This is a genomic window from Cellulophaga sp. HaHaR_3_176 (genome assembly GCF_019021925.1).
Taxonomy (GTDB): domain Bacteria; phylum Bacteroidota; class Bacteroidia; order Flavobacteriales; family Flavobacteriaceae; genus Cellulophaga.
On sequence record NZ_CP058990.1, the window covers coordinates 2,129,402 to 2,153,821 of the forward strand.

General features: G+C 31.2%; 15 protein-coding genes. 7 read left to right on the forward strand and 8 right to left on the reverse strand.

Features of this window, described 5'->3' with window-relative positions; translation table 11 throughout:
* Nucleotides 1–21 precede the first annotated feature (21 nt).
* The 3 genes from H0I23_RS09455 to H0I23_RS09465 form a co-directional block, all read right to left on the reverse strand.
* Nucleotides 22–2,838 carry an Npt1/Npt2 family nucleotide transporter gene (locus H0I23_RS09455; RefSeq protein ID WP_216782983.1) on the reverse strand — a complete coding sequence of 939 codons (2,817 nt, stop codon included), beginning with the start codon at nt 2,836–2,838 and terminating at the stop codon, nt 22–24.
* A 20-nt stretch (nt 2,839–2,858) separates the two neighbouring features.
* Nucleotides 2,859–3,776 (reverse strand): serine hydrolase, encoded by a 918-nt coding sequence (locus H0I23_RS09460; RefSeq protein WP_216782984.1) that lies wholly within the window; start codon nt 3,774–3,776, stop codon nt 2,859–2,861.
* A gap of 268 nt (nt 3,777–4,044) precedes the next feature.
* On the reverse strand, nt 4,045–4,833 hold the full coding sequence (locus H0I23_RS09465; protein WP_216782985.1) for a hypothetical protein: 789 nt from the start codon (nt 4,831–4,833) through the stop codon (nt 4,045–4,047).
* Nucleotides 4,834–5,240: 407 nt separating this feature from the next.
* Here H0I23_RS09465 and H0I23_RS09470 point away from each other — a divergent pair, with 407 nt between their 5' ends.
* From H0I23_RS09470 to H0I23_RS09495, 6 genes are all read left to right on the forward strand, one after another.
* Nucleotides 5,241–11,870: a polyketide synthase gene (locus H0I23_RS09470; RefSeq protein WP_254073583.1), complete on the forward strand. Its 6,630-nt coding sequence runs from the start codon at nt 5,241–5,243 to the stop codon at nt 11,868–11,870.
* A 135-nt stretch (nt 11,871–12,005) separates the two neighbouring features.
* The gene (locus H0I23_RS09475) at nt 12,006–15,986 is read left to right on the forward strand and encodes a non-ribosomal peptide synthetase (RefSeq protein ID WP_216782986.1); all 3,981 of its coding nucleotides are present in this window, start codon (nt 12,006–12,008) and stop codon (nt 15,984–15,986) included.
* A complete protein-coding gene (locus H0I23_RS09480; RefSeq protein WP_216782987.1) occupies nt 15,979–16,734 on the forward strand; it encodes a 4'-phosphopantetheinyl transferase superfamily protein in 756 nt (251 codons plus the stop codon). Before H0I23_RS09475 ends, H0I23_RS09480 begins: the two co-directional genes overlap by 8 nt.
* 143 nt (nt 16,735–16,877) lie before the next feature.
* The gene (locus tag H0I23_RS09485; RefSeq protein ID WP_216782988.1) at nt 16,878–17,528 is read left to right on the forward strand and encodes a GDSL-type esterase/lipase family protein; all 651 of its coding nucleotides are present in this window, start codon (nt 16,878–16,880) and stop codon (nt 17,526–17,528) included.
* 11 nt (nt 17,529–17,539) lie between these two features.
* Complete coding sequence (locus H0I23_RS09490) at nt 17,540–19,156, forward strand: family 20 glycosylhydrolase (protein WP_216782989.1); 1,617 nt, start codon at nt 17,540–17,542, stop codon at nt 19,154–19,156.
* Between the two features lie 21 nt (nt 19,157–19,177).
* Complete coding sequence (locus tag H0I23_RS09495) at nt 19,178–20,311, forward strand: lactonase family protein (RefSeq protein ID WP_216782990.1); 1,134 nt, start codon at nt 19,178–19,180, stop codon at nt 20,309–20,311.
* A gap of 4 nt (nt 20,312–20,315) precedes the next feature.
* Here H0I23_RS09495 and H0I23_RS09500 read toward each other — a convergent pair whose 3' ends face one another.
* The 5 genes from H0I23_RS09500 to ruvX form a co-directional block, all read right to left on the reverse strand.
* Nucleotides 20,316–20,705, reverse strand: a complete 390-nt coding sequence (locus H0I23_RS09500; RefSeq protein WP_216782991.1) for a response regulator — start codon at nt 20,703–20,705, stop codon at nt 20,316–20,318.
* A complete protein-coding gene (locus H0I23_RS09505; protein WP_216782993.1) occupies nt 20,705–21,796 on the reverse strand; it encodes a PAS domain-containing sensor histidine kinase in 1,092 nt (363 codons plus the stop codon). Before H0I23_RS09505 ends, H0I23_RS09500 begins: the two co-directional genes overlap by 1 nt.
* Before the next feature lie 193 nt (nt 21,797–21,989).
* Nucleotides 21,990–22,424 carry a DUF5606 domain-containing protein gene (locus H0I23_RS09510; RefSeq protein ID WP_216782994.1) on the reverse strand — a complete coding sequence of 145 codons (435 nt, stop codon included), beginning with the start codon at nt 22,422–22,424 and terminating at the stop codon, nt 21,990–21,992.
* A gap of 57 nt (nt 22,425–22,481) precedes the next feature.
* Nucleotides 22,482–23,072, reverse strand: a complete 591-nt coding sequence (def, locus tag H0I23_RS09515) for a peptide deformylase (RefSeq protein ID WP_216782996.1) — start codon at nt 23,070–23,072, stop codon at nt 22,482–22,484.
* A gap of 4 nt (nt 23,073–23,076) precedes the next feature.
* Nucleotides 23,077–23,487, reverse strand: a complete 411-nt coding sequence (gene ruvX / locus H0I23_RS09520; RefSeq protein WP_216782998.1) for a Holliday junction resolvase RuvX — start codon at nt 23,485–23,487, stop codon at nt 23,077–23,079.
* 101 nt (nt 23,488–23,588) lie between these two features.
* Here ruvX and H0I23_RS09525 point away from each other — a divergent pair, with 101 nt between their 5' ends.
* Nucleotides 23,589–24,404, forward strand: a complete 816-nt coding sequence (locus H0I23_RS09525) for a 2,3,4,5-tetrahydropyridine-2,6-dicarboxylate N-succinyltransferase (RefSeq protein WP_216783000.1) — start codon at nt 23,589–23,591, stop codon at nt 24,402–24,404.
* Nucleotides 24,405–24,420 lie beyond the last annotated feature (16 nt).

A 24,420-nucleotide genomic window follows, 5' to 3' on the forward strand; every position in this document is an offset into this window, starting at 1 on the left:
AACTATTAACGAATTAGAAAATTAGCTGTTTTTTAATTCGTTAATAGCTTCATTGGCAAAAGTTCTAACCTTAGTATTATCATCATTTACATACTTTTCTAATAAAGTCATATATTTTTTATCATGCTGTTTACTTATTAAATAAAATACAGCAAGTTTTAATTTTTGATCATTAGCCTCTAATAATAGCTGAAAACACTCTAACTCGGTTAACAATTTCTGTTTAAATTGATGAATTACTTCTTCTGAGGTTACATCGATTGTACTACTTTCTATTATCGGTAATAACTTTCGTTTCAATTCTCCCGAAAGTAAATTGTCTAAAAACTCAATTGCATTTGTTCTTGCTTCTTGCTTTTCGCTAACTAAACCTGCGTAAGCGATATTCATATCTGTTTGTTTGTATTTTAGACCTAATAACTTAAAAATACGTTCTAAGCCTGAATCCAATCTTCTTTCTAATAATTCTAACAAGCTAGCGCGAGCATCTCTTTCAGCTTCAGAAATTACTTCTTTTGATTTCTTTCTATTTCGATATGAAACTATAATTTGAGTATGCATTGCCGAAAGTGTATTGTGATATAGCTTACATTCTTCATAAATACTTTCAATTATTTTAGTTTTGTTAAAATGTAATGTGGAATGCTCTGCTTTCAAATCACTCAATGCACGAATGGCTGCTAAACGAACAGCTAAATCTCTATCTTCTAACAATTGAAATAAATAACGTACTGCCTCTTGAGAATGAAATGCTCTTAAAACTATAGGAATAAAGCGAGCTACTTCTATTGAAATCGTATGCTCTTTTACCATATTCACCAACGTTGGCTCTACTTGTTGTCCAAAATTTTGAAGTGCTTTAATCGTACTTAAACGCATCTTTTTATTTGGTAAAAAATTGACTAATAGAGGAATAAAGTCTGGGTTTATAGTCTGTCCAGCTGCTACAATTGAAGCCTCAACAATCTCATCATTTGGGTGTTGTATATATTCTTTTATAAATACATGAAACTCTATAATATTTGCTGCACCAATAATTTTTAGAAGTATAATAAGGCGCTCTAAATCACTATTATCTTTTTTATATTTATCAATTTCATCAGCTATCCTATCCTTCAAATTATATGTAGTTCGTAATGTATAATTATCTCTCGATTCTCGAGCCAAACATAATAATGCTGTAATTGCAATTAAAGGCTTTTGATGATCAAGATAGGTATCAAATACAATAGCTTCATTTTTCTCTGCATGCAATAATAAATAAGCTAACGTAGCTTCTATCAAATCTTCATCATCACTTTTTAGTAATTCTGGAATTTGAGAAACCATACTCTTACTATTTAAAAAATATAAACTCTGTATAGCTGCTGTTTTAACCTTATCTGATGAATGATTTAAAAGAAGTTCCACATCTACAATAAAGCGTTTATCATTTATCTCTTGCAATTTTTGGAGCATATATAAAATCTGATTTTCAGATCCAGATTTAAATACCGATTTCATACCCGCAACAACCGAAACATTTTTAGTAACAACCTTCGTTTCTTTGACTTTGATATTTGCCATATCAGCCAAATTTTCTCTAAAGGTTTGAAAATATTCTTTTCGAACCTTTACTATAAAATATACCCAAACGAGTACTAAAACTAAAATTATAGATGTAATAAAATAGGTAGGTAAATCAAGACCTTTAATAGCGAAAATTAAAATAAAACCAGCAATACCTGTTGCTATACTATCGACAACAACATCAATAAATGATTTAGTTTTATTCTTTAAATCAAAAGATAACGGTAACGAAAGTAACTCGGTTGCACTTTTATGAATTGACTGTTTTAAGGTTCCATCAACCGCTTTAATAAATATAATAACTGATAATTCTGGGATTACAAAAAATAAAGCTCCTCCTAAAAAAACACCTAAAGGCAATAATACTAATGAAAAACCTACTCCCCAAATACCCACTACTTTTTGAGTAAAAAACAGCTGAATTATCAAAGAAATTAAATTGAATGTAGAAAACCAGAACGCAAAAAATGATGTTAACTCATCAGGATCTTGAATGGTTGCTGATGCAAAATCGCTATACAGGTAATCTACTAATTTAGCGACTATTACACTTACACCTACAATACCTGCTAAGTACGTCAAATGCTTTGAGTTTTTAATTAAGGTAATTGGTTTAACCTCACGTACTCCCGTTCTTTTCTTTTGTTTAAAAGTGTTTAATTTAATGATTCTAGCCTTCCAAATTTTGTTCAATAACAAAATACAAATACCTAAAAATAAGGCTGCAATAAAAATTACATTTTCATTACCAATTAAAGGTGCTAAAAGGGATGTTAAATACCCTCCTAAAATTCCACCTAATATTGCTCCGGAGCCTATAAAACCAAATAAACGCTTTGCTTCTCTAGTATTATATACCAAATTTGCCATCACCCAAAATTGGGATGCAGAAAGAACGGCATGTATAGCTACCCAAACATAAAAAAAATAAAGAGCCCATTTATTTAAATAATCGAACCTCAACAAAAGTGCTAAAGCTATGATTAGAAATATAGAAATAGACAATGTAAAACGAATAATTTTTTTCAATGAAAACTTAGCTAATGCCCTAGAATAAAAGTAAGAACTTATTATTGCTATAGCTGCCACCAATAGAAATGCAGTAGGGAGGTTTTCGACTCCTAATTCCGATAAAAAAAGGGCATTTACTGTTGGCTTGATAATTAACAATGATGCTATTATCAAAAAAATATAAGCCAACATATAGAAAGATATTTTAAACTCTCCCTCTCTTATATCAAATGTTTTCTTAATTAAGGTTAGGAACATATAAGTTTTAAACTATTTTGCTAGTTACTAGCCAAAGATATCCGCTTTTTTAAAACTTTTTCTACAGGCTTTACTAAATCTCTAATAATTTGTTCGCCATTAGGGTCATCAATTAACGCCACTAAAATATAACGACGTTCAGAATCTTCTCCCCAGACAAGTATAGAATCGGAGTGAAAAGTACGCCAAGAACCTGATTTTCTAAACAAACGGGCTTCTGGTGCTATTATATCAAGCGTATTCACAAACTTATGATGTAGCTCTGGATTTTCCATGATATCTAACATTTGCTTAGATCGCTTTTCATTTACTAATTTACCATTTGCTAGCAAGTAATAATAACGGCAAACTTGAGTAACTGTTGCTGCGTGACTTAAATTTTTTAATGGCTCTCTATTTGTATCGCCACCGCTACCATATCGTTTACCAACCCAAAGCCCTCCTCCTTTATGCTCATCGTAAAAAGCATATTTAGGATCTGTCATTACGTCCTCTATTTTTTTATAACCTACTCTATCAATCATTCTGGTTGATGCTTGATTATTTGATTTGCTTATCATTAAACGCATATCTTCTTTCACCTCTTGTGTCTCCTCCAGTTGGCCTTTTTCTATAGCGTCCATTGAGGCTAACAAAACTGCTATTTTAGGTAAACTTGCGGCATACATCATATAATTGCCATTTATTCTTGCAAACCTTGCATTATCAGGTTTACTTAAATCAACCACACCTATTGCCATTTTCTTTTGGATAATTAGTTTTTTCCATTCAGGATTAGCTTTTAATTCTTTTTCTAAACTAGACTGCAAAGCCTTATTTAACAAAGTCGGCAATTGTTTAACCTGTGAGTCAGGAAGCTTAATAGGTAGTTCATCTTGAGCAAATGTAGATGCACCTATTAGTACTAATAAAACCAAAAGCAATGAATACTTTTTCATAGAAAATCTATATATTAAAACAGATCAAATGTATTTTATTTATTCTATAATAAATTGTTAAATTTTTATTCTTGTACAAAATAACACATCCGCATAAACAACTAATCATCAATAAGTTAGTTATTTTATTTTTAAAAGATTTAAAAAGAGTATATTTTATAATTCAAAAACTTATTCTAAAAACAAAAAAGCATTAATAATCAAACGATTACCAATGCTTTTAAACTTATTATGAATAATAAAATTAACGATAGAACATAGCTGCTAATTAATCTGTAGCTTTCATAGTTTTTGATGGATTCATAAAATACATAAAAACTAACATAGTTATAAAATAAATAATAGAAAAAGCTGTATAAGTAGGTATACCACCAACTCTTGGCGACACTGGCATTAACAAGATAGACATATTCAACATATATTGTAATAACCAAACGCATATACCACTTTTTGTTTTGCCATAAATTACAGTACACATACCTGCTGCTCCCAACATATTAAATAATAAAGGCCAAATTGGAAGGTCAGTAATAACACCTGCATTAAGATAAACTACAGGAACCCACCATAAGGTCCAAAAAGCACCTACAATTTGACTTGCATAAAATGGTTTTGTGATTTTTGTTAATTGACGAACAGAGTAACTAACCCATACTACTTCACCTACAAATGCCCAAATTAATATAAAAAAAGCTGCTCTAAAACTTGTAGCAGAGAAATCTAATTGAACAAGTGAGAAGAATTCTTCTCCGTTATAAAAACCTTTTAACAATAATGTAATAGTAGCTATTGTTAATGCAAATAAAAGGCTGAATAAATACCACTTTGGATGAACTCTCCAATTTAACATTGGTCTAAAAACATCCTTTATTCCTTCATTACCTCTTGTAAATTTTACAATACAAACTAATAGAAATAAAAGGGCATAAAACCGACCATGAGTATATGCAAAACCCGGAATTATTCCCTTTATTCTAGCGTAAACAATTATGGTACTTATTAATGGGGCTAGAGTTAAAAATATCCAAACCTCGTACTTCTTTATAAAATCTTTCATAACTTTTTTAAAAAAATTAATTTATCTAACACAACCATCTGTTTTTCAGATAATTAAATTAAAAAAACAACGCTTAATTTTTAGGATTTATTTATTAATATTTAAGATGTGTATTTCATCGATAATTATAGTGTTTACAAGGGATAAATTGCTCGATTTTACTCAATATGTATTATTCTTGCATCGTTAAAATTACCCTTCAAATAAATATATATTTTTTTATTTGCCGCAAATATAACTAATTAATTAACATATGAATTAATAGATAAATAGCCCTCAATAATCTCTGATTATTAATAGATATTTTATCAATGATAATTGTAAAATACTGTTGTGATTTGAGAAGCTAAATCTTTTTATTTTTCAGATTATTTTAATTAAAATACTATTCAAAACTAACCAAAACAATGAAACCTGCTTATACAATACAAGGACCTGCACTTGAGTATCCAAAATCAACTCTTCATGAACTTTTAGAGAAGCAGGCTATAGCTTACCCTAGGGCCGTAGCTTTGGAGTTTGATAATGAAAAAATTTGTTACGGTAAGTTACAAGAAGATATAAATAAAACAGCCCATTACTTATGGAGTAAAGGGGTTCGCCCTGGTCAGGTTATAGCTATTTCATTAGACAGGTCTCCTGATTTAATTACTTCTATTTTTGCTGTTTTACAATGTGGTGCTGCTTATGTACCTATTGACGCTAGCTACCCCACAAAGAGATTCGAAATGATTATTGCTGACTCAGAAGCAAGCTATATCATTTGCAAATCGACTAAAAATGATCTTTCAGATACGTCTAAAAATATTTTCATTGAAGACATTATTAAAGGCAGAAATGATAATTCTTCAAAATCTCTTGATATAATAGTACAACCAATATCGGTTGCTTATATAATTTACACTTCGGGTTCTACAGGCAAACCCAAAGGGGTTCAAGTTTCTCACCTTAATACTATCAATTTAGTTTATTCTATGGGTGTAGAACCAGGAATTAGTAGAGAAGATAAAATTTTCGCACTTACTACCATTTCATTTGATGCTATGGTAATGGAAGTTTTTCTTCCATTAATTCATGGGGCTTCTATTGTTTTAGTTGATGAAGAAACAAGACTTGATGGTGAAATACTATTAGAAAAAGCTTTAAAAGATAATATTACCATGATGTGGGGAACTCCAAGCATCTGGCAAATACTTTTAGATTCTGACTGGAAAACACCTTTAAATATTAAAGCGTTGATTGGTGGTGAACCTGTACCATTAAATTTAGCTAATAAGCTCTTAGAGCTTTGTAGCGAATTATGGAATATTTATGGGCCAACAGAGACTACTGTTTGTGCTTTTCTGACAAAAATTTCTAAAGGCGATACTCAAATTGCAATCGGTAAACCTGTTGCAAACACACACGCTTATTTAATTGATGAAAAAGGAAACCATGTTACTAAAGGAGAAGTTGGTGAAATTGTTATTGGTGGTGATGGTGTATCATTAGGCTATTTAAATAGGCCCGAACTTACTACTGCTTCATTTATTGATGATCATTTTGTTGCAAATAATAAAATGTATTTATCTGGCGATTTAGGGAAACTTTTGCCTAATGGACAAATGCAATGTTTAGGCCGCAGAGACCAACAGGTTAAAGTTAGAGGACATCGAATTGAATTAGGAGAAATTGAAAAAGTTATTGAAACACTGCCAAATATTAAAAAAAATGCAGTTTTAGTTAATAATTTAAAAAGCGGAGAACCAAGATTAGTTGCCTATTTACAATCTGCAACAGCTGATCAAGACTCGAATATTGTTCGGAATCAATTAGAAGAGATTCTTCCTGAATCTATGATTCCTTCAATTTTTATTTGGTTAAACGAATTTCCAATTACTACAAATGGTAAAATTGATAAAGAAAAATTACCACAACCAGAATATGTAAGACCAGATTCTGCACCACTTTTTAAAAAACCACGCACAAAGTTAGAAAAAGATATCGCATCGATATGGAGTGAGCAACTTCAGGTGCCAAGCATAGGTATTGATGACAACTTTTTTGAAATGGGAGGAACATCACTCCTTACTCAAAAAGTAGCAACCTTAATGAGGAAGCGTTTCAAACTAAAAATACCAGTAACAAAAATTTACCAACATCCTACTATAAAAGAAATAGCAACGTATATTGAAAATGACGACAAAACAGCGCCTTCTATTGATTATTCAAAAGTAAAAAAGAATAAAGCATCTAGCGATGTCGCTATTATTGGCATGGCAGGAAGATTCCCCGGAGCTGAATCAATTGATGAGCTATGGGATGTTCTTAAAAATGGAAAAGAAACGACTTCGTTTTTTACTCCAGAAGAACTTGATAAATCTATTTCAGAATCTTTAAGAAATGATCCGCTTTATGTAGGAGCTAGAGGTATTGTACCTTCTGTCAAAGAATTTGACGCAAAGTTTTTTGGTTTAAACAAAAAACTTGCCGAAGCAATGGATCCGCAGCAACGCTTATTTTTAGAAATAGCATGGGAAGCTTTGGAGCAATCAGGTCACCTTCCTAAACATTATAAAGGGAGTATCGGTGTTTATGCTGGTACAGGTACAAATACTTACTATAAAAATAACGTACTACCTAATAAAGAATTATTAAAACAAGTAGGTGTACTTCAGGCCAATACGGTTAACGAAAAAGATTATATATCTTCAAGAACAGCATATCATTTAAATTTAAAAGGGCCTGCAGTAAGTGTACACTCTGCTTGCTCAACATCTTTATTAGCTATAGCAGAAGCTGCAGATGCTATTAGAAATGGTCGTTGTGATGTTGCTTTGGCAGGAGGCTCAAGTATAACGGCACCTATTCATAGCGGACACCTTTATCAAGAAGGCTCTATGCTTAGTCATGATGGTCATTGCCGTTCTTTTGATGAAAATGGCAAAGGAACTGTATTTAGTGATGGGGCTGGTGTAGTACTTCTTAAAAGCTTAGAAGATGCTAAGGCTGATGGAGATATTATTTACGGCGTTATAAAAGGAGTCGGCATAAATAACGATGGCGGTAATAAAGGAAGTTTTACAGCCCCAAGTACAGAAGGGCAAGCTGGTGCTATATCTAACGCGCTAATTGATGCTGGTGTACAACCTTCTGAAATTAGTTACATTGAAGCTCATGGTACTGCAACACCTATTGGTGACCCAATAGAGATTGAAGGGCTAAAAATGGCTTTTGGTAAACAGGCTATTAATGGGTATTGCGCTATAGGTACTATCAAAAGTAATATGGGACACCTTACTGCTGCAGCTGGTGTTGCTGGTGTAATTAAGACAATATTATCATTAAAAAATCGTCAAATTCCCCCATCATTAGGTTTTGAGAAACCAAATCCATCTATTGATTTTGAAAATAGTCCGTTTTACGTTAATAACAAATTAAACGCTTGGGAATCTGATGGTCTCAGAAAAGCAGGGATTAGCTCTTTTGGAGTTGGCGGAACAAACGTGCATATCGTTGTCGAAGAATATAAAAATGAACAAAAAGTTTCTAGTGCTTCGCGATCGTTACAAATTTTACCTTGGTCAGCTAAAACACAAAATAGTTTACAAGGGTACCAATCTAAATTAGGTCATTATTTAAAAATAAATTCTGATTTTTCGCTTGCTGATGTTGCTCATTCTTTAGTTAATACGAGAGATTCGTTTACAAACAGAGGTTTTGTAATCGCAGAGAATATAGAAGATGCTTCTAATAAATTAACATTTGAAGACAATAAAAACATTAAAACAAATTTACTAAGTATTACCTCTAGTGAATTAGCTTTCTTATTCCCTGGGCAAGGTGCACAATATCTTCAAATGGGTAAATCTCTTTATACTGAAGAAAAAATATTTAAAGAAGCTGTAGATAAATGTGCTGAGTTATTAAAGTCTTATTTAAAATTAGATATTAGACAAATAATTTATCCTGATGAGAACTCAGAAGAGGCTGAATTAAAATTAAAAGACACCAAATACACACAACCAGCATTATTTGTTGTAGAGTACGCGCTTTCGCAACTATGGATGAGTTGGGGAATAAAGCCAACATTACTTTGTGGCCATAGTGTTGGGGAATTTGTAGCAGCTCATTTAGCGGGTATATTTACTTTAGAAGATGCATTACATCTTATTACAATGCGAGGTAAGCTAGTTAGTGAACTTCCGGGTGGTAGCATGTTATCTGTTCGATCTAATGTTGAACTTGTTAAAAATATAATTCCTAAAACACTATCCATTGCTGCTATCAATTCAGATCGATTAATTGTAGTTTCAGGTCCTGATAATGAAATTGAAAGTTTTTCAAAAGTCTTAGATGCAGAAAATATTGCTAATAAGCTTTTATTAACGAGTCATGCATTTCACTCTACAATGATGAATCCTGTTTTAGATGTTTTTGAAACAGAGGTAAAAAAGATAACATTAAATGTTCCTCGATTACCTATTGTATCTACAGTAACTGGAGATTGGTTAACAGATGCCGAAGCGACTAGTTCAGAATATTGGACAAATCATTTAAGAGCAACTGTAAACTTTTCGGGAGCCATGGAAACTGTTTTAAAGCTAGAAGATCCTTTATTGCTAGAAGTAGGCCCTGGTCGTGCGCTAACGACTCTGTCTATGCAAAAAACAGGTTTAAAATCTTTAGCTTCTATTGCTAGTTTATCGCTTCCTAAAGAAAATGAAACAGCTCATCATTCTGTGTTATCAGCATTAGGTACTTTATGGCTACACGGAGTAGAACCTAATTGGAATTCTTTTTATGGAGAACAAACCAGACAAAAACTTTTATTACCATCATATGTATTTGATCGTAAACCTTGCTGGGTAGAGCCTCTACCTATCGAGTTAAATAGTAACAAACAAACCAATAATATAGTAAATACCGAAGATCAATCTATTGATCTAGTACATAATACCGATTATAAATTTATGAGAAAACCTATCCTTCTTAATAAAATATCAGAGATTATAGAAGAAAACTCTGGAGTTGAAATTGAAGCTAATGATTTTAATCACAGTTTTTTAGAACTTGGCTTAGATTCTTTAGTGCTAACTCAAATGGCTATAACTTTTAAAAATGAGTTTAACACGCCAATTACCTTTAGACAGTTAAATGATGAACTTGGTTCTCCAAATTTGTTAGCAGATTATATTGATCAAATTTTACCTAAAGAAGTTTATGCTCCTGCCCCAACTGCTAATCCTGTTCAAGCACAAGCTCCTGTAAATCATGCAGCGCCAAATACAACAGTAGCACAACCTATAAATGTTTTAAGTAACCCTAATCAAAATACAGCATTAGGTTTAATTGCTCAACAATTACAACTTCTTGGGAAACAAATGGAGTTATTACAAGGAAACGACAATACAGTTGCACAAGTACAACCTGCGCCTGTTGCTCAACAACAAAAACCAGTAATAGCACCTGTTATTATTGATCCAGAAGGTTTATCTGAAGACGAGAAAAAAGAGCATCAAAAACCTTTTGGTGCATCACCCAAAATTGAAAAAAAATCGACAGGTGTAAATAGTAGTCAAAAAGCATTTTTAGATAATTTAGTTGAAAGCTATAATACTAAAACAGCTGGTAGTAAGGCATATTCTCAGAAGCATCGTAGTTATATGTCTGACCCAAGAGTTGTATCAGGTTTTAAACCAGAAACAAAAGAACTTATATACCCTATTGTTGTTGAAAGATCATCAGGAAATCGTCTTTGGGATTTAGACAACAATGAATACATTGATACTTTAAATGGTTTTGGATCATGTCTATTTGGTCACCAACCAGATTTTATCAAAGAAGCATTACACAAGCAAATTGAAAGTGGTTATGAGGTAGGACCTCAACACCCACTAGCAGGTGAAGTTTGTGAGTTACTTCGTGATTTTACAGGGCATGATCGTATTGCACTTTGTAATACAGGTTCTGAAGCTGTTTTAGGTGCTATGCGTATTGCTAGAACCGTTACTGGCCGTTCACTTATTGTTGCTTTTTCTGGTTCGTACCATGGTATTAATGACGAGGCACTTGTGAGAGGTTCTAAAAAATTGAAAACTTTCCCAGCTGCGGCAGGTATTTTATCTCAATCTGTACAAAATGTATTAGTATTAGAATATGGTACAGATGAAAGTTTAGAAATCATTCGTCAACGTTCGCATGAATTAGCTGCCGTTGTTGTTGAGCCAGTACAAAGTCGTAGACCTGAATTTCAACCTATTGAGTTTCTTAATAAAGTTCGTGAAATTACAAAAGCATCGGAAACAGCACTTGTATTTGATGAAGTTATTACTGGGTTTAGAATGCACCCAGGTGGAGCGCAAGCTTTATTTAATATAAAAGCAGATATTGCTGCATATGGAAAAGTAATAGGTGGAGGTCTTTCTATTGGCGCGATTGCAGGAAATAGCACTTGGATGGATGCCATTGATGGTGGTTTCTGGAAATACGGAGATAAATCTTATCCTGAAGTAGGTGTTACTTATTTTGCAGGTACTTTCGTTCGTCACCCACTTGCTTTAGCAGCTTCTAAGGCTTCTTTAATTTTCATGAAAGAACAAGGGCCCGAATTACAGACTAGGTTAACAGCTATGACTGAAAGTTTAGTTTCAGACTTAATCCTTGAAATTAAAAAACGTAAGCTACCAATTGAAGTTAATTACTTTGGTTCTTTATGGCGATTAAAATTCTTAGAAGAAGTACCTTATTCTGAATTGCTTTTTGTTCTAATGAGAGAAAAAGGTATTCATATTTGGGATGGTTTCCCTTGTTTTATAACTAATGCTTATAATGAGCAAGATATAAATAAGCTTAAAAGTGTATTTACTTCTTGTCTTGATGAACTTATTTCGGCTGGTATTTTAATCTCAAATTCACAAAATAATACATCATTTACATCAGATTTAAATAAGCCACCAGTGACAGGTGCAAGACTTGGTATGGATGAGTTCGGTAACCCTGCTTGGTTTATTAAAGACGTTAATAAAGAGAGTGGATTTGCTAAAATTGAATTATAACAATTTAAAGATTGTTACAACTTAATCTTTATAATGTGAGTTTTAAACGAAAAATGGAGAATTAAAGTAATAAAAATTAGTAAATTACGACTGTTTTAGAGCTTGATTCCATACTAATGAAAACAACCAAAAGCCTTGAATAAAATTAATAATTTCAACCCTTTCTCAGGACCAGAACTTGAAAAAGTAATTCATACAACTCAATCACAAGCTGAAATTTGGACTGGATGTAAGCTTGGTGGCACAGAAGCTAACAGAGCTTACAATGAATCTATATCTCTTATTTTAGAAGGTGAATTAGACCATTCTGCTTTACAAGGTGCATTACTAGCATTAGTACAAAGGCATGAAGCCTTACGCTCTGTATTTAGTTCTGATGGTCGTTTTATGAGTATCATGAAATTCACACCTTTGGAATTTGATATTCAGGATTTTTCCCAGCTTTCTTTTGGAGAAAAAGAAAAATCTTTATCAAATTACTTATTAGGAGATGCTAATTTTATTTTTGATTTAGCAAAAGGTCCGTTAATTAAATTCGGTTTAATTAAAACAAACGCATTAGAACATCAGTTAATTATAACGGCTCATCATATTATATGTGATGGTTGGTCTTTCGGTATTATGCTTGAAGAACTAGGCATTTTATACTCTGCAAATGTTAAAAATGAAGTACCTAATCTTCCTAAAGTAGATCATTTTAGTTCTTATGTTGATGACTTAATCACATATTCTGGCTCTCAAGAAAAAGTTAAAACAGATAACTTTTGGATAGGTCAATATAAGACATCTATACCTGAACTAAATTTACCAACTGATTTTAAAAGACCAGAATTAAGAACTTTTAAAAGTGCTCGTTTAGATTTTCCTATCGACAAAGAATTACTTTCTAAATTAAAAAAAATAGGAATACAGTCTGGCTGTAGCTTTGTAACTACTTTAATGTCTGCTTTTGAAGTATTTCTTTATAAACAAACTGAACAAGACGACATAGTACTGGGCTTACCATCTGCTGGTCAATCTGTTACTGGTAAAACACAATTAATAGGTCACTGTGTAAACTTACTCCCTTTGCGAACTAAAATGGATGTAAATCATTCTTTTAGTGAATATTTAAAAGAGAGAAAAGTTTCTGTTTTTGATGCTTATGATCATCAACAGTTAAGCTTTGGTGAATTATTACAAAAGCTTCATTTGCATAGAGATCCTTCAAGAGTACCTCTCGTACCAGTGGTTTTTAATATAGATATGGGCATGACTAGTCATGTTAATTTTTCAAATTTAAAATTTAAAGTACTTAGCAACCCTAGAACTTCTGAAACCTTTGAGCTATTTTTAAATGCTACTGGCACTGAAGATAATTTTATTTTAGAATGGTCTTATAACTCTGCTCTTTTTACACCATCTACTATAAAACAAATGATGGACTCTTTTAAGAATGTATTAAGTTCTATTATAGAAAAATCAAACATTACAATTGGTGAAATTATAAAAGTGGACGATTCTGACTATGTAAAATTGAATCAAACAGCTGTTTCGTTCCCTCAATTAGCCTTACACGAACTTATAGGAAAAAAAGCCGAAATATTCAATAAAAAAGATGCTATAAAATTCGAAAACACTACAATTTCATATAAAGAATTAGAGCTTCAAGCAAACCGTTTATCTCATTATTTTATTGAGCAAAATGTTAAAGCTGGTGATATTGTAGCTGTAGCCTTACCCCGATCAATAGAACTCGTAGTATCGCTTATTGCTATTATGCAATGTGGAGCTACCTATTTACCATTAGACCCCAATTATCCGAAAAAACGATTGGAGTTTATGCTAGATGATTCAGAAGCTAACATCTTGATATCATCAAAAGAATTTTCTTTATCATTAAACACAAAGGCTTCAGTGTTAACATATGAAGATGTATTTTCGAATTTATCAAAATATTCAGAAAAACCACTTCCTTTAAAAGTTGGAAATAATGAAGTTGCTTATATTCTATATACATCAGGTTCTACAGGTAAACCAAAAGGTGTCTCTGTAACTCATAAAAGTTTGGTTAACTTTTTATATAGTATGATGAAAGAACCAGGTATTAATGAAACAGATAGATTGTTATCAATAACAACAATTTCATTTGATATTGCTGGTTTAGAATTATTTCTTCCATTATTATCAGGCGCTACATTAGTAATTGCTAATGATGAAACAGCAAAAGATAGCCGCTTGATGTTACACCTTTTAGAGTCTGAGAAAATAACAATGTTACAAGCTACGCCTACTACATGGCAAATGTTATTAGATGCCGGATGGGAAAAATTATTACCAATTAAGGCTATTTGTGGTGGTGAAATGCTGCCATTACCTTTATCTAAAAAAATATTAAATAGAGTTGATGAATTGTGGAACGTTTATGGCCCTACTGAAACTACAATTTGGTCTACTGTAAAGCAAATTAAAAAAGATGATGAGTTAATTACGATAGGTGAGCCTATAGCTAATACTCAAATTTATATATTGAATGAAAAAGGTCTATTAGTCGGGTCTGGTAAAACTGGAGAAATTTGTATTGCAGGAACTGGTGTTGCTAAAGGATACTGGAAACGCCCTGAGTTAACTGCTGAGAAATTTGTAGAAAACAAATTTGATGCTGATTTTAAAACAAAACTTTACAGAACAGGAGATTTAGGCAAGTTACTACCTACTGGAGATATCTTATGTTTAGGTCGAATAGATCATCAAGTAAAAATAAGAGGTCATCGTATTGAGTTAGGTGAAATAGAAGAGGCTTTAGATGCCGAAGAAGAAATACAATCTTCAGTTGTTTTAGTAGACTCTAACCACCTTACTGCATTCATTATTCCTACCAATTTAGAAAAATTTTCAGAGGATAATATAACTAAATGGAAGAAGAACTTATTTAATAAGCTTCCAGACTATATGGTTCCTAAAAATTATAATATGGTAAGTAATTTTCCGACTACTTTAAATGGTAAAATCGATCGAAAATCTTTATTAGAGAATAATTTATCTAAGAAAACAAATGAAGCTGATTATACAGCTCCTCGTAACAAAACAGAACAGATTGTTGGAGATATCTGGAAAGAAGCCTTAAACCTTGATAGTATTGATATATTTACCAATTTTTTTGAGCTTGGTGGTCATTCACTTATTGCAGTAAAAGTTATGGTGAATTTAGAAAAAGAGACTGGCACTAATTATCCTCTTTCTTCTTTATTAGAATACCCTACAGTTGAACAACTCGCTAAATTCATTGATTCCGACAGTGATTTATCTGATTGGAGTTCATTGACACCTATTAAAACTGAAGGAAAAAAAGATCCGTTATATGTTATACATGGTGCTGACCATAATGTTTTAATATTTGAAACTTTATCAAGAACACTTGATAAAGAGCAACCTGTATATGGCTTACAAGCAAAAGGTTTAAATGGAATTGATGAACCCCATGATGCTGTAGAGAAAATGGCATTACATTATGTTTCTGAAATTTTAGAAGCAAACCCAACTGGGCCCTATGCTATTGCAGGATATTCGTTTGGTGGGCTTATAGCATTTGAAATGGCTAAAATTTTAAAAGCTAAAAATAAGAAAGTAAAGTCATTAATTATGTTGGATTCTTATGTCTATCCAACTTACAAATACAGTCCTTCTTCTTTCAGAAAAAAAAGAGCACAGCTATCATATACTATGGGCCAAGTTTTTTTCACTATTAAAATGATGCTTAAAGACAAAAAGAGTTTTAATAGATGGCTAAATATATTTAAATTAAAAATTAAATCTTTTACTAATAATAGTAATTCAACTGAAACAAAGGAAGAAAATACGAAAGTTCCATGGCCTATTGAATTAAATAGAATTCATAGATCGGCTATAAGTAAATATCAAATATCGCCTGAGAATTTTAAAATTGACTTACTTAAGGTTGAGGATAACGATGTGTTTTATGCACACGACACTAATTATTTAGGGTGGGAAGAAATAGCTCAAGGAGGTATAGATAGACATGTTATTCCTGGGAACCACCATAATATGTTTAGAAACCCGAATGACAAAAAATTAGGAAAAACACTCCAGACTATTTTAGACAGAGATAATGAATAATTCTCCAATTAAAATATTTTGTAAAACATTCGATATAAATAGTAATGAATTTGTTACGCCTAACAGTTTATTGTTAGGCATAAAAATTTATAAGATTAAAATTTCAGATTATATACAATTTCTACCCAAACTAAAACTTTTTTTAAACGTTTCGGAAAATACACGAGCAAGTAAATATTATCATGAACATGACAGCCACAGATTTATAATTTGTCGAGGCTTATTAAAATTTATTTTAGGAGATGAAACTGGCATGAGTGCTTCTGAAATAGAACTTAAAATAGATAGTAATAAAAAACCCTACCTATCTACCAACCCCTCCATACACTTTAATGTATCACATTCAAAAAATTATGCACTAATTGCTGTAGCCAGCCAACCTGTTGGTGTAGATATTGAATATCTAGCAAAAGATTTTAATTTTTCAGAAATTATCTCGACTGTTTTTAGTGTTACCGAAATCAATGAAGTTCAAAAAAAAGACAATAATAAAAGGTTGCTTTTTAAATTATGGACAAGAAAAGAGGCTATTGTAAAAGCTACTGGAAAAGGTATAAACGATAACATCATAAATATACCGGTTCTTGATGGTGACCATTTATTAAATTCAGATTTTTTGAATTTTAATAAAGATTTACAAGTAATAAGTTTTAATGTTGAAGAAGATTATATTGGAACAATTGCATATTCTGGTCTTCCAGAGCATACTAAAAATCTCCATTTTCACCCTATACCTTTCAATATTTAAGATTTAAATAATTAATTTAATTTCAATTAAAAATCACTGCCATTTTTTATAATTATTGAAATATTATAGAATTATACTATTAACCTTACTTCTATTGACCTTTTAATTTATAAAAAGTATCTTAGAAGCTTAATACTTATTACGTGAAAAATTTTTTAGTCCTATTATTGCTGTTACCTTTATTTTGCAATTCTCAGAAAAACTCTTTTTTTAAAGAAGAAGTTTTAGGTATATCCAAAAAATATGATACTTTGTGGAATTCTTCTCGTGAAACTATTGTTTTTACAGGTAGCTCAAGCATACGATTATGGAGAAATTTACAAGATCTTTTTCCTGAACATCAAATTGTAAATTCTGGTTTTGGAGGTTCACAAGCGATTGATTTATTAGGCTATACTGATGATCTTATTTTAAGGTTTAAACCCAAAAAAGTTTTTATTTATGAAGGTGATAATGATATTTCTTCTAAAAAAAGACCTAATAAAATCTTAAAAGTATTTTCGAAAATTATAGCAAAAATTAAAACCGATAATAAAGCTACCAAAATTGTACTTATTTCTCCTAAACCAAGCATTGCTCGACAAAAATTACAACATAAATATATAAGACTTAATCGAAAATTAAAACGCTTCTGTGAAAGTAACGAAAACATAGAATACGCAAATGTATGGGACATTATGTTCGATTCTGATAAAAAATTAAAAACAAATTTATTCATAAGCGATGGTTTACATATGAATGAAGGCGGTTATGAACTTTGGCATAGTATCATAAAAAATTACATGGATAATTAAAATTTAAAAAAATGAAGAAAAATTTATTTATTGGAGTACTATTGATACTTATTTCTATCGTATTTATTTCATGTGGAGAAAACAAGAAAAAGATTATCTTAAATTTCCCAGAAACGGATTTACTTTCAGAAAATATAATACCGAAGCCTTCAAAAACAATTGCTACTAATTCTGCTTTTGGTTTAGATAAAAACACAGTAATATACACTTCGCAAACAACAGAAGGTTTTAAAGAAGTTGGAGATTTTTTATCAGAAAAAATAAAAGAAATTACTGCTTTTACAATTCCTGTTAATGAAACTAATTCAGAAACTGTTGATCGAATTATTTTCATTAATCAATCTGATAGTACTGATTTACAAACTAAAGAATCTTATCAATTATACATCACTAAAGACTCTATTATTTTAAACTCTAAAACAGCAGAAGGAGCATTCAGAGGCATACAAACGTTAAGACAAATAATCCCTACAAAAAGTAACGATACTATTACAACACACCCAATGTGGCTAGTGCCAACTGGCAAAATTATTGATAGCCCTACTTTTGAATACAGAGGTGCTATGCTAGATGTTGCAAGGCATTTTTTTTCAGTTAAAGATGTCAAAAAATATATTGAGCTTTTAGCTTATTATAAAATAAATGCACTTCACCTACATTTATCTGACGATCAAGGTTGGCGAATTGAAATAAAATCATGGCCAAATTTGACTGTAGCCTCTGGCGGAACCGAAGTTGGTGGTGGAAAAGGTGGTTTTTATACTCAAGAAGATTATAAGGATATTGTTTCTTTTGCCGCTAAACATCATATTACTATTATTCCTGAAATAGATATGCCTGGACACACTAATGCTGCTTCAGTTGCATACCCTTTTTTAAACGGGAATGGAAAAACTCCGAAAACATATACAGGAACACATGTTGGCTTTAGTACTTTTGATGCTAATAAAGACACTGTTTATTCTTTTATAGATGATGTTATTAAAGAAATAGCTACCATATCTCCTGGACCTTATTTTCATATTGGAGGAGATGAAAGTCATGTTACCAAAAAAAGAGATTACGTTAAATTTGTTTCTAAAGTAGAAAAAATTGTTCAAAAGCATGGCAAACAAATGATTGGTTGGGATGAGATAACACAAGCATCTTTAAGTACTAATTCTATTGCTCAACATTGGAGCGCTGAAGCTAACGCTATTAGAGCTGCTAAAAATGAAATGAAAATTATCATGTCGCCTGCTAAAAAAGCCTATTTAGATATGGAATATGATAGTCTTTCTGAATATGGGTTACATTGGGCTGCTTATATACCCGTAGATAGCGCTTACAATTGGTCTCCTGAAAAATACATACCTGAGCTACCACAAGATAACATTTTAGGTATTGAAGCTCCTCTGTGGTCTGAAACTATAACAAACATGGCAGAGTTAGAATATTTAGCTTTTCCTAGAATTATTGGTTATGCTGAATTAGGTTGGACAGCCGATGATAATAGAGATTGGGATGACTACAAAAAAAGATTAGCTAATCAAGTACCATACCTTGAACGTATGAATGTCAACTTCTATAAGTCTAAATTAATAGATTGGGTATCTAAACCTTTAGATACTGAAGTAAAAGTTGAATAATTTAAATATAAAACAAACTAAATGAAAACCTATATTATTTTACTTATAACATTAGTTTTAATAAGCTGTAAAGACGAAAAAAAAGTGAAAAAGGAAATAGTTGAAATAAATAAAGTTAGTGAATTTTATGTTGGTACTTATACTGACAAAGATAGTAAGGGTATTTATAAATATAGCTTAGGTAGTAATGGTATCTTAACTAAAATTGGTCTAGCTGCTGTTTCTGAAAACCCTTCTTTTTTAGCTTTAAGTCCTGATAAAAAATACGTTTTAGCTGTTAATGAAGTAAATAAAGATAATGTAGGTTTTGTTGAATCTTTTGAAATAGAAAATGACAGTTTAAAGCTGATCAACAAATCATCATCTGGTGGTGCAAACCCTTGCCATATAATTATTAATACAAATGGATATGTTTTAACTTCTAATTATAGTGGCGGAAACGTAGGTTTATTGAAATTAGACACCAATGGTAAAATTAGTAATATTCTAAATGTACAACAGCATCTTGGAAAAGGCACCACCGAAAGACAAGAAGCTCCACACGCCCATTCTGCTTGGTTTGATAAAGATGATGCTAATAAAGTTATAGCAATAGACTTAGGAACAAATGAGTTGTGGTTTTCTGAAATAAATACAGAAACTAACAAACTAATAAATAATAAACCTAGCAAGCTCGCTATGGCTGAAGGTGCAGGACCGAGGCACCTTGTGTTTCATCCAAATAAGAAAATAATTTATGTTTTAAATGAATTAGATAATACAATAACTACTGTTTTAAAATCAGAAAATCAAGAGTATTCCAAAAAAACTACAGTATCAATATTACCCGATAACTTTACTGGCTTTAGCAAAGCTGCAGATATCAGAATTTCTAATGACGGTAACTTTGTTTATGCCTCTAATAGAGGTCATAATAGTATTGCTATACTAAAAGTTGATTCAAATGATTACTCACTTTCTTTAGTTGGTTTAGAATCTACAAAAGGTGAAAATCCAAGAAATTTTTCTTTATCTCCAGATAATAAATATCTGATTGTCGCTAATCAAGATACAAATAATTTAGTATCATTTAAAAGAGATGTAAAAACTGGGTTATTAACCTTTAAATCTGAAATAAAAGCTCCTACTCCTGTTTGTATCCTTTTTAACGAATAGTATTTTAAGAGTTCATTTTTAAAAGTATTTGTTGTATTTTTTTAAAATCTAATGGCTTTTCTAGATAGTCAATTACTGACTCATAATTATCAGCAGTTTCCTTATCTGATGGTCTGCCTGATGATGTTAAAATGATAATAGGAGTTCCATTGTAAAGGTTGTTTTCCTCTACATACGATAAAAACTCAAAACCATCCATCACAGGCATATTAATATCTAAAACTATTAAATTTGCATAATTTTTTTCTAAATGTTTTAATGCTAGTTGGCCATTTTCTACTGCATTTACATTTTCAAAACCTAAATGCTTTAGCTTATTAATGGTGATAAAATTTGTGATTTCATCATCATCTACAAGTAAAATCTTAAATGGCTTTTTTGATTGCTCTATCATTAGAAATTTATTTTAAATTCTGTTCCTTTATTTATTTTACTATTTACTTTAATGCCACCTCCATTGTTGTTTATTATAGAGTGAATTATATATAAACCTACACCTAAACCATCAACATGTGTATGCATTCTTTTAAATAAACCGAATATTTTATTAGGATTTATGTCTTCATCAAAACCAATTCCGTTATCCTTAATTGTAAGTGTTTTTTTACCATTTACAATTTTAGTTTTTATATATATTACAGGTTTTCTTTTAGGGTGTTTATATTTTATTGAATTAGAAATCAAGTTATGTAGTATACTCTCAAATTGAATAGGATCATATAAAATTGTTGGACAACTCGAAAAATCTTCTTTAATTATTGTTCTACTATTCAATATTTCTTCAGAATGTGTTACTTTAATTTTGTTTATAATTGCCGAAAAGCTAATCTCTTCTTTTCTTTTCCCAAGGCTTGATTTTAAAGCAATTACATTATTTAATGCTTTTAACTTATCGCACATCTGGTTTCCTACATACTGCACTTTTTTAAATATAGGTTTTCCTATTTCTGAAATTGCATTCTGCGCCTCTAACATATCTAACAAGCTATGCAAGTTTGTTAAAGGTGCCCTTAAATCATGAGCTGCGACATATGAAAACTCTTCTAGTTCTTGATTTTTTTGTTTCAAATTTTTATTAACCTTTTCTAAGTTGGTTTGTGTTGATTTTAGCTGCTCTATGCTATTCATTAAATTCGTAACATCAAGCGTAGTGATTCCTAAACCTTCTCCAATTTTAAAAGCTCGAATTATAAACTTGAAAATACCTTTATCTGTATGAATAAAAACTTCATCAAGACCAATTGGCTCCCCTGTTTCTATAACTTTTTGATAAGCACTATATTTTTCAGTTCCAGATAAGTAAGGAAACAACTCTAACATACTCTTTCCAATAAAGTCTTCTCTTTTTACATTTAATGTAGAAATTGCTGCTTGATTCGTATCAATAAATACTAAATCTTTATTCAAAATTACAAATGGCGAATGCGCCATATCAAAAAAAGCTCCTTTTAAATCATTTTCTACAGTTGCTATATTTCTGTCCATAATTTTGTATTATTTGGGGTATTTTACTTAATTATGGTGCTAATTTCCAATTATTTAACAGAAGCAATCTTCAAGTTCTTTAAAAACGTTTAAACTATAGATGAATAGATATAAAGCTTCGATGAAGAAAATAAAAAAGGGGCGTAAATATGTAAAACATACGTACGCCCCTTTTTAGCTATTAAAATACAACTTACTCTTCAGTAGCTGCTTCTTTCGTGTCTTCTTCTTTTACTTTTTCAGAAAAATCGTTTATCCCCTGCTCTTGTAATAAGTTATACCACTGTACCACTTTTTTAATGTCGCTAGCATAAACTCTATCCTCATCATAATTAGGTAATACTTCAAAAAAGTATTCTTCTAATTTTAATTTATCATCTTTATGGCTAACAGGAGTTTTTTCTCCTTTTTCTTTATCTTTTATTTTTTGAAAAACTTCTCGTAAAGGTACTTCTGCATCTAACGTATAAATTGCAATTTCAGAAAGTACACTTACATTATTTTTAAAACTTACAGTAATTTTTTTACCATCTAATAAAGATTCTGCTACAAAACCTGCTCTTGTTTGTGTTAACAATTTATATAAACCTGGCTTTCCTCCTATTGATAAAATTTTATCTAAACTCATGTATAATTTTTAATTCTGGGCAAATATTAAACTTTTAAATTAATAAAAAAAACAAGATTACCTTCCTTTTTTCATATCAGGAAAACGCATTCTGTATTCAGAATTTATTTTTCCCTTTGATATATTACCTAATTTATTCTTAATCAATCTCTTTTTTAAACTTGAAAGCTTATCCGTAAATAAAACTCCCTCAATATGGTCGTATTCGTGCTGTACTACTCTAGCTCTTAAACCATCAAATGTTTCTTTCTGTTCTTTAAAATTTTCATCTAAGTAAGAAATAACGATAGTGTCTTGTCTACTAACATCTTCTCTAACGTCAGGTATACTCAAGCAACCTTCGTTAAAAACCCATTCTTCACCACTCTCTTCTTCGATTGTAGCATTGATAAATACTTTTTTAAATCCATTTAAAGCTTCTTGCTCTTCTTTTGCTAAATCTTCATCATCAGAAAAAGGCGTTGTATCAATAACAAATAATCGAATTGGCAAGCCTACTTGAGGAGCTGCTAAACCTACACCACTTGCATTATACATGGTTTCCCACATATTTTCAATTAATTTATCAAGGTTTGGATGTTCTTGATTAATATCTTTAGCTACTTTCCTTAAAACTGGATCTCCGTAAGCTATAATTGGTAATACCATACTCTTAAATTCTATTTAAATATGCTTGTAATATTATAGTTGCGCTAATTTCATCTACCAACGCTTTATCTCTTCTTTGTTTCTTTTTCAAACCACTATCTATCATGGTCTGAAATGCCATTTTAGATGTAAACCTCTCATCTTGGCGTTCAATAGGTATTTTAGGAAATGTATCAGATAATTTCTTTAAAAAAGGAATAATTAAAGCTTCTGATTCTGATACCTCATTATTCATTTGTTTAGGCTCTCCAACAACTATTCTTTCTACATTTTCAGTTTGAACGTAATCTCTTAAAAAAGTTAGTAAATCTTTAGTTTGCACAGTTGTTAAACCAGATGCTATTATCTGAAGTTCATCTGTAACTGCCACACCTGTTCGTACTTTCCCAAAATCTAGTGCAACAATTCTACCCATTCTAATATTTTTTGCAAAAATAAAGGATAAATTGTTATAACTATAAATTAGTGCAATTAATTACCTTGTTCGACTTATATTTGGGGAAATTTTAAGAGAAAATGACCGAATTACAACAACAAATAGAGAAAGCTTGGGATAACCGAGACCTATTAAAAGAAACTGCAACCCAAGATGCTATTAGATCTGTAATTTCTTTATTAGATGATGGAAAGTTAAGATGTGCTGAACCAACAGAAAATGGTTGGCAAATTAATGAATGGGTTAAAAAAGCTGTAGTACTATATTTCCCTATTCAAAAAATGGAAACTTTAGAAGCTGGTATTTTTGAATATCACGATAAAATGCCTTTGAAAAGAGGTTATAAAGAAAAAGGTATTCGTGTAGTACCCGGAGCTACTGCAAGACACGGAGCTTATATTTCTGCAGGTACAATATTAATGCCTAGTTATGTAAATATTGGTGCTTATGTAGATGAAGGCACTATGGTTGATACTTGGGCAACTGTTGGTAGTTGTGCACAGATCGGCAAAAATGTACACCTTAGTGGCGGTGTTGGTATTGGTGGTGTTCTAGAACCTTTACAAGCTGCTCCTGTTATTATAGAAGATAACGTTTTTGTTGGATCAAGATGTATAGTTGTTGAAGGTGTTAGAGTTGAGTCTGAAGCTGTTTTAGGAGCTAATGTAGTATTAACAGCATCTACTAAAATCATAGATGTTACTGGTGATACTCCTGTTGAACGTAAAGGTTTAGTGCCTGCTAGATCAGTAGTTATACCTGGTAGTTATACTAAAAAATTCCCTGCCGGAGAATATAATGTACCTTGTGCTTTAATTATCGGAAAACGTAAAGAAAGTACCAATAAAAAAACTTCTTTAAACGATGCTCTTAGAGAGTATGATGTAGCCGTATAGTTTTAATACAGAATGT

Bases quoted from the DNA above. Each gene is read 5' to 3' on its own strand.
- H0I23_RS09455 (WP_216782983.1), bottom strand. From the start codon at position 2,838: ATGTTCCTAACCTTAATTAAGAAAACATTTGATATAAGAGAGGGAGAG.
- H0I23_RS09460 (WP_216782984.1), bottom strand. From the start codon at position 3,776: ATGAAAAAGTATTCATTGCTTTTGGTTTTATTAGTACTAATAGGTGCA.
- H0I23_RS09465 (WP_216782985.1), bottom strand. From the start codon at position 4,833: ATGAAAGATTTTATAAAGAAGTACGAGGTTTGGATATTTTTAACTCTA.
- H0I23_RS09470 (WP_254073583.1), top strand. From the start codon at position 5,241: ATGAAACCTGCTTATACAATACAAGGACCTGCACTTGAGTATCCAAAA.
- H0I23_RS09480 (WP_216782987.1), top strand. From the start codon at position 15,979: ATGAATAATTCTCCAATTAAAATATTTTGTAAAACATTCGATATAAAT.
- H0I23_RS09490 (WP_216782989.1), top strand. From the start codon at position 17,540: ATGAAGAAAAATTTATTTATTGGAGTACTATTGATACTTATTTCTATC.
- H0I23_RS09495 (WP_216782990.1), top strand. From the start codon at position 19,178: ATGAAAACCTATATTATTTTACTTATAACATTAGTTTTAATAAGCTGT.
- H0I23_RS09500 (WP_216782991.1), bottom strand. From the start codon at position 20,705: ATGATAGAGCAATCAAAAAAGCCATTTAAGATTTTACTTGTAGATGAT.
- H0I23_RS09505 (WP_216782993.1), bottom strand. From the start codon at position 21,796: ATGGACAGAAATATAGCAACTGTAGAAAATGATTTAAAAGGAGCTTTT.
- H0I23_RS09510 (WP_216782994.1), bottom strand. From the start codon at position 22,424: ATGAGTTTAGATAAAATTTTATCAATAGGAGGAAAGCCAGGTTTATAT.
- def (WP_216782996.1), bottom strand. From the start codon at position 23,072: ATGGTATTACCAATTATAGCTTACGGAGATCCAGTTTTAAGGAAAGTA.
- ruvX (WP_216782998.1), bottom strand. From the start codon at position 23,487: ATGGGTAGAATTGTTGCACTAGATTTTGGGAAAGTACGAACAGGTGTG.
- H0I23_RS09525 (WP_216783000.1), top strand. From the start codon at position 23,589: ATGACCGAATTACAACAACAAATAGAGAAAGCTTGGGATAACCGAGAC.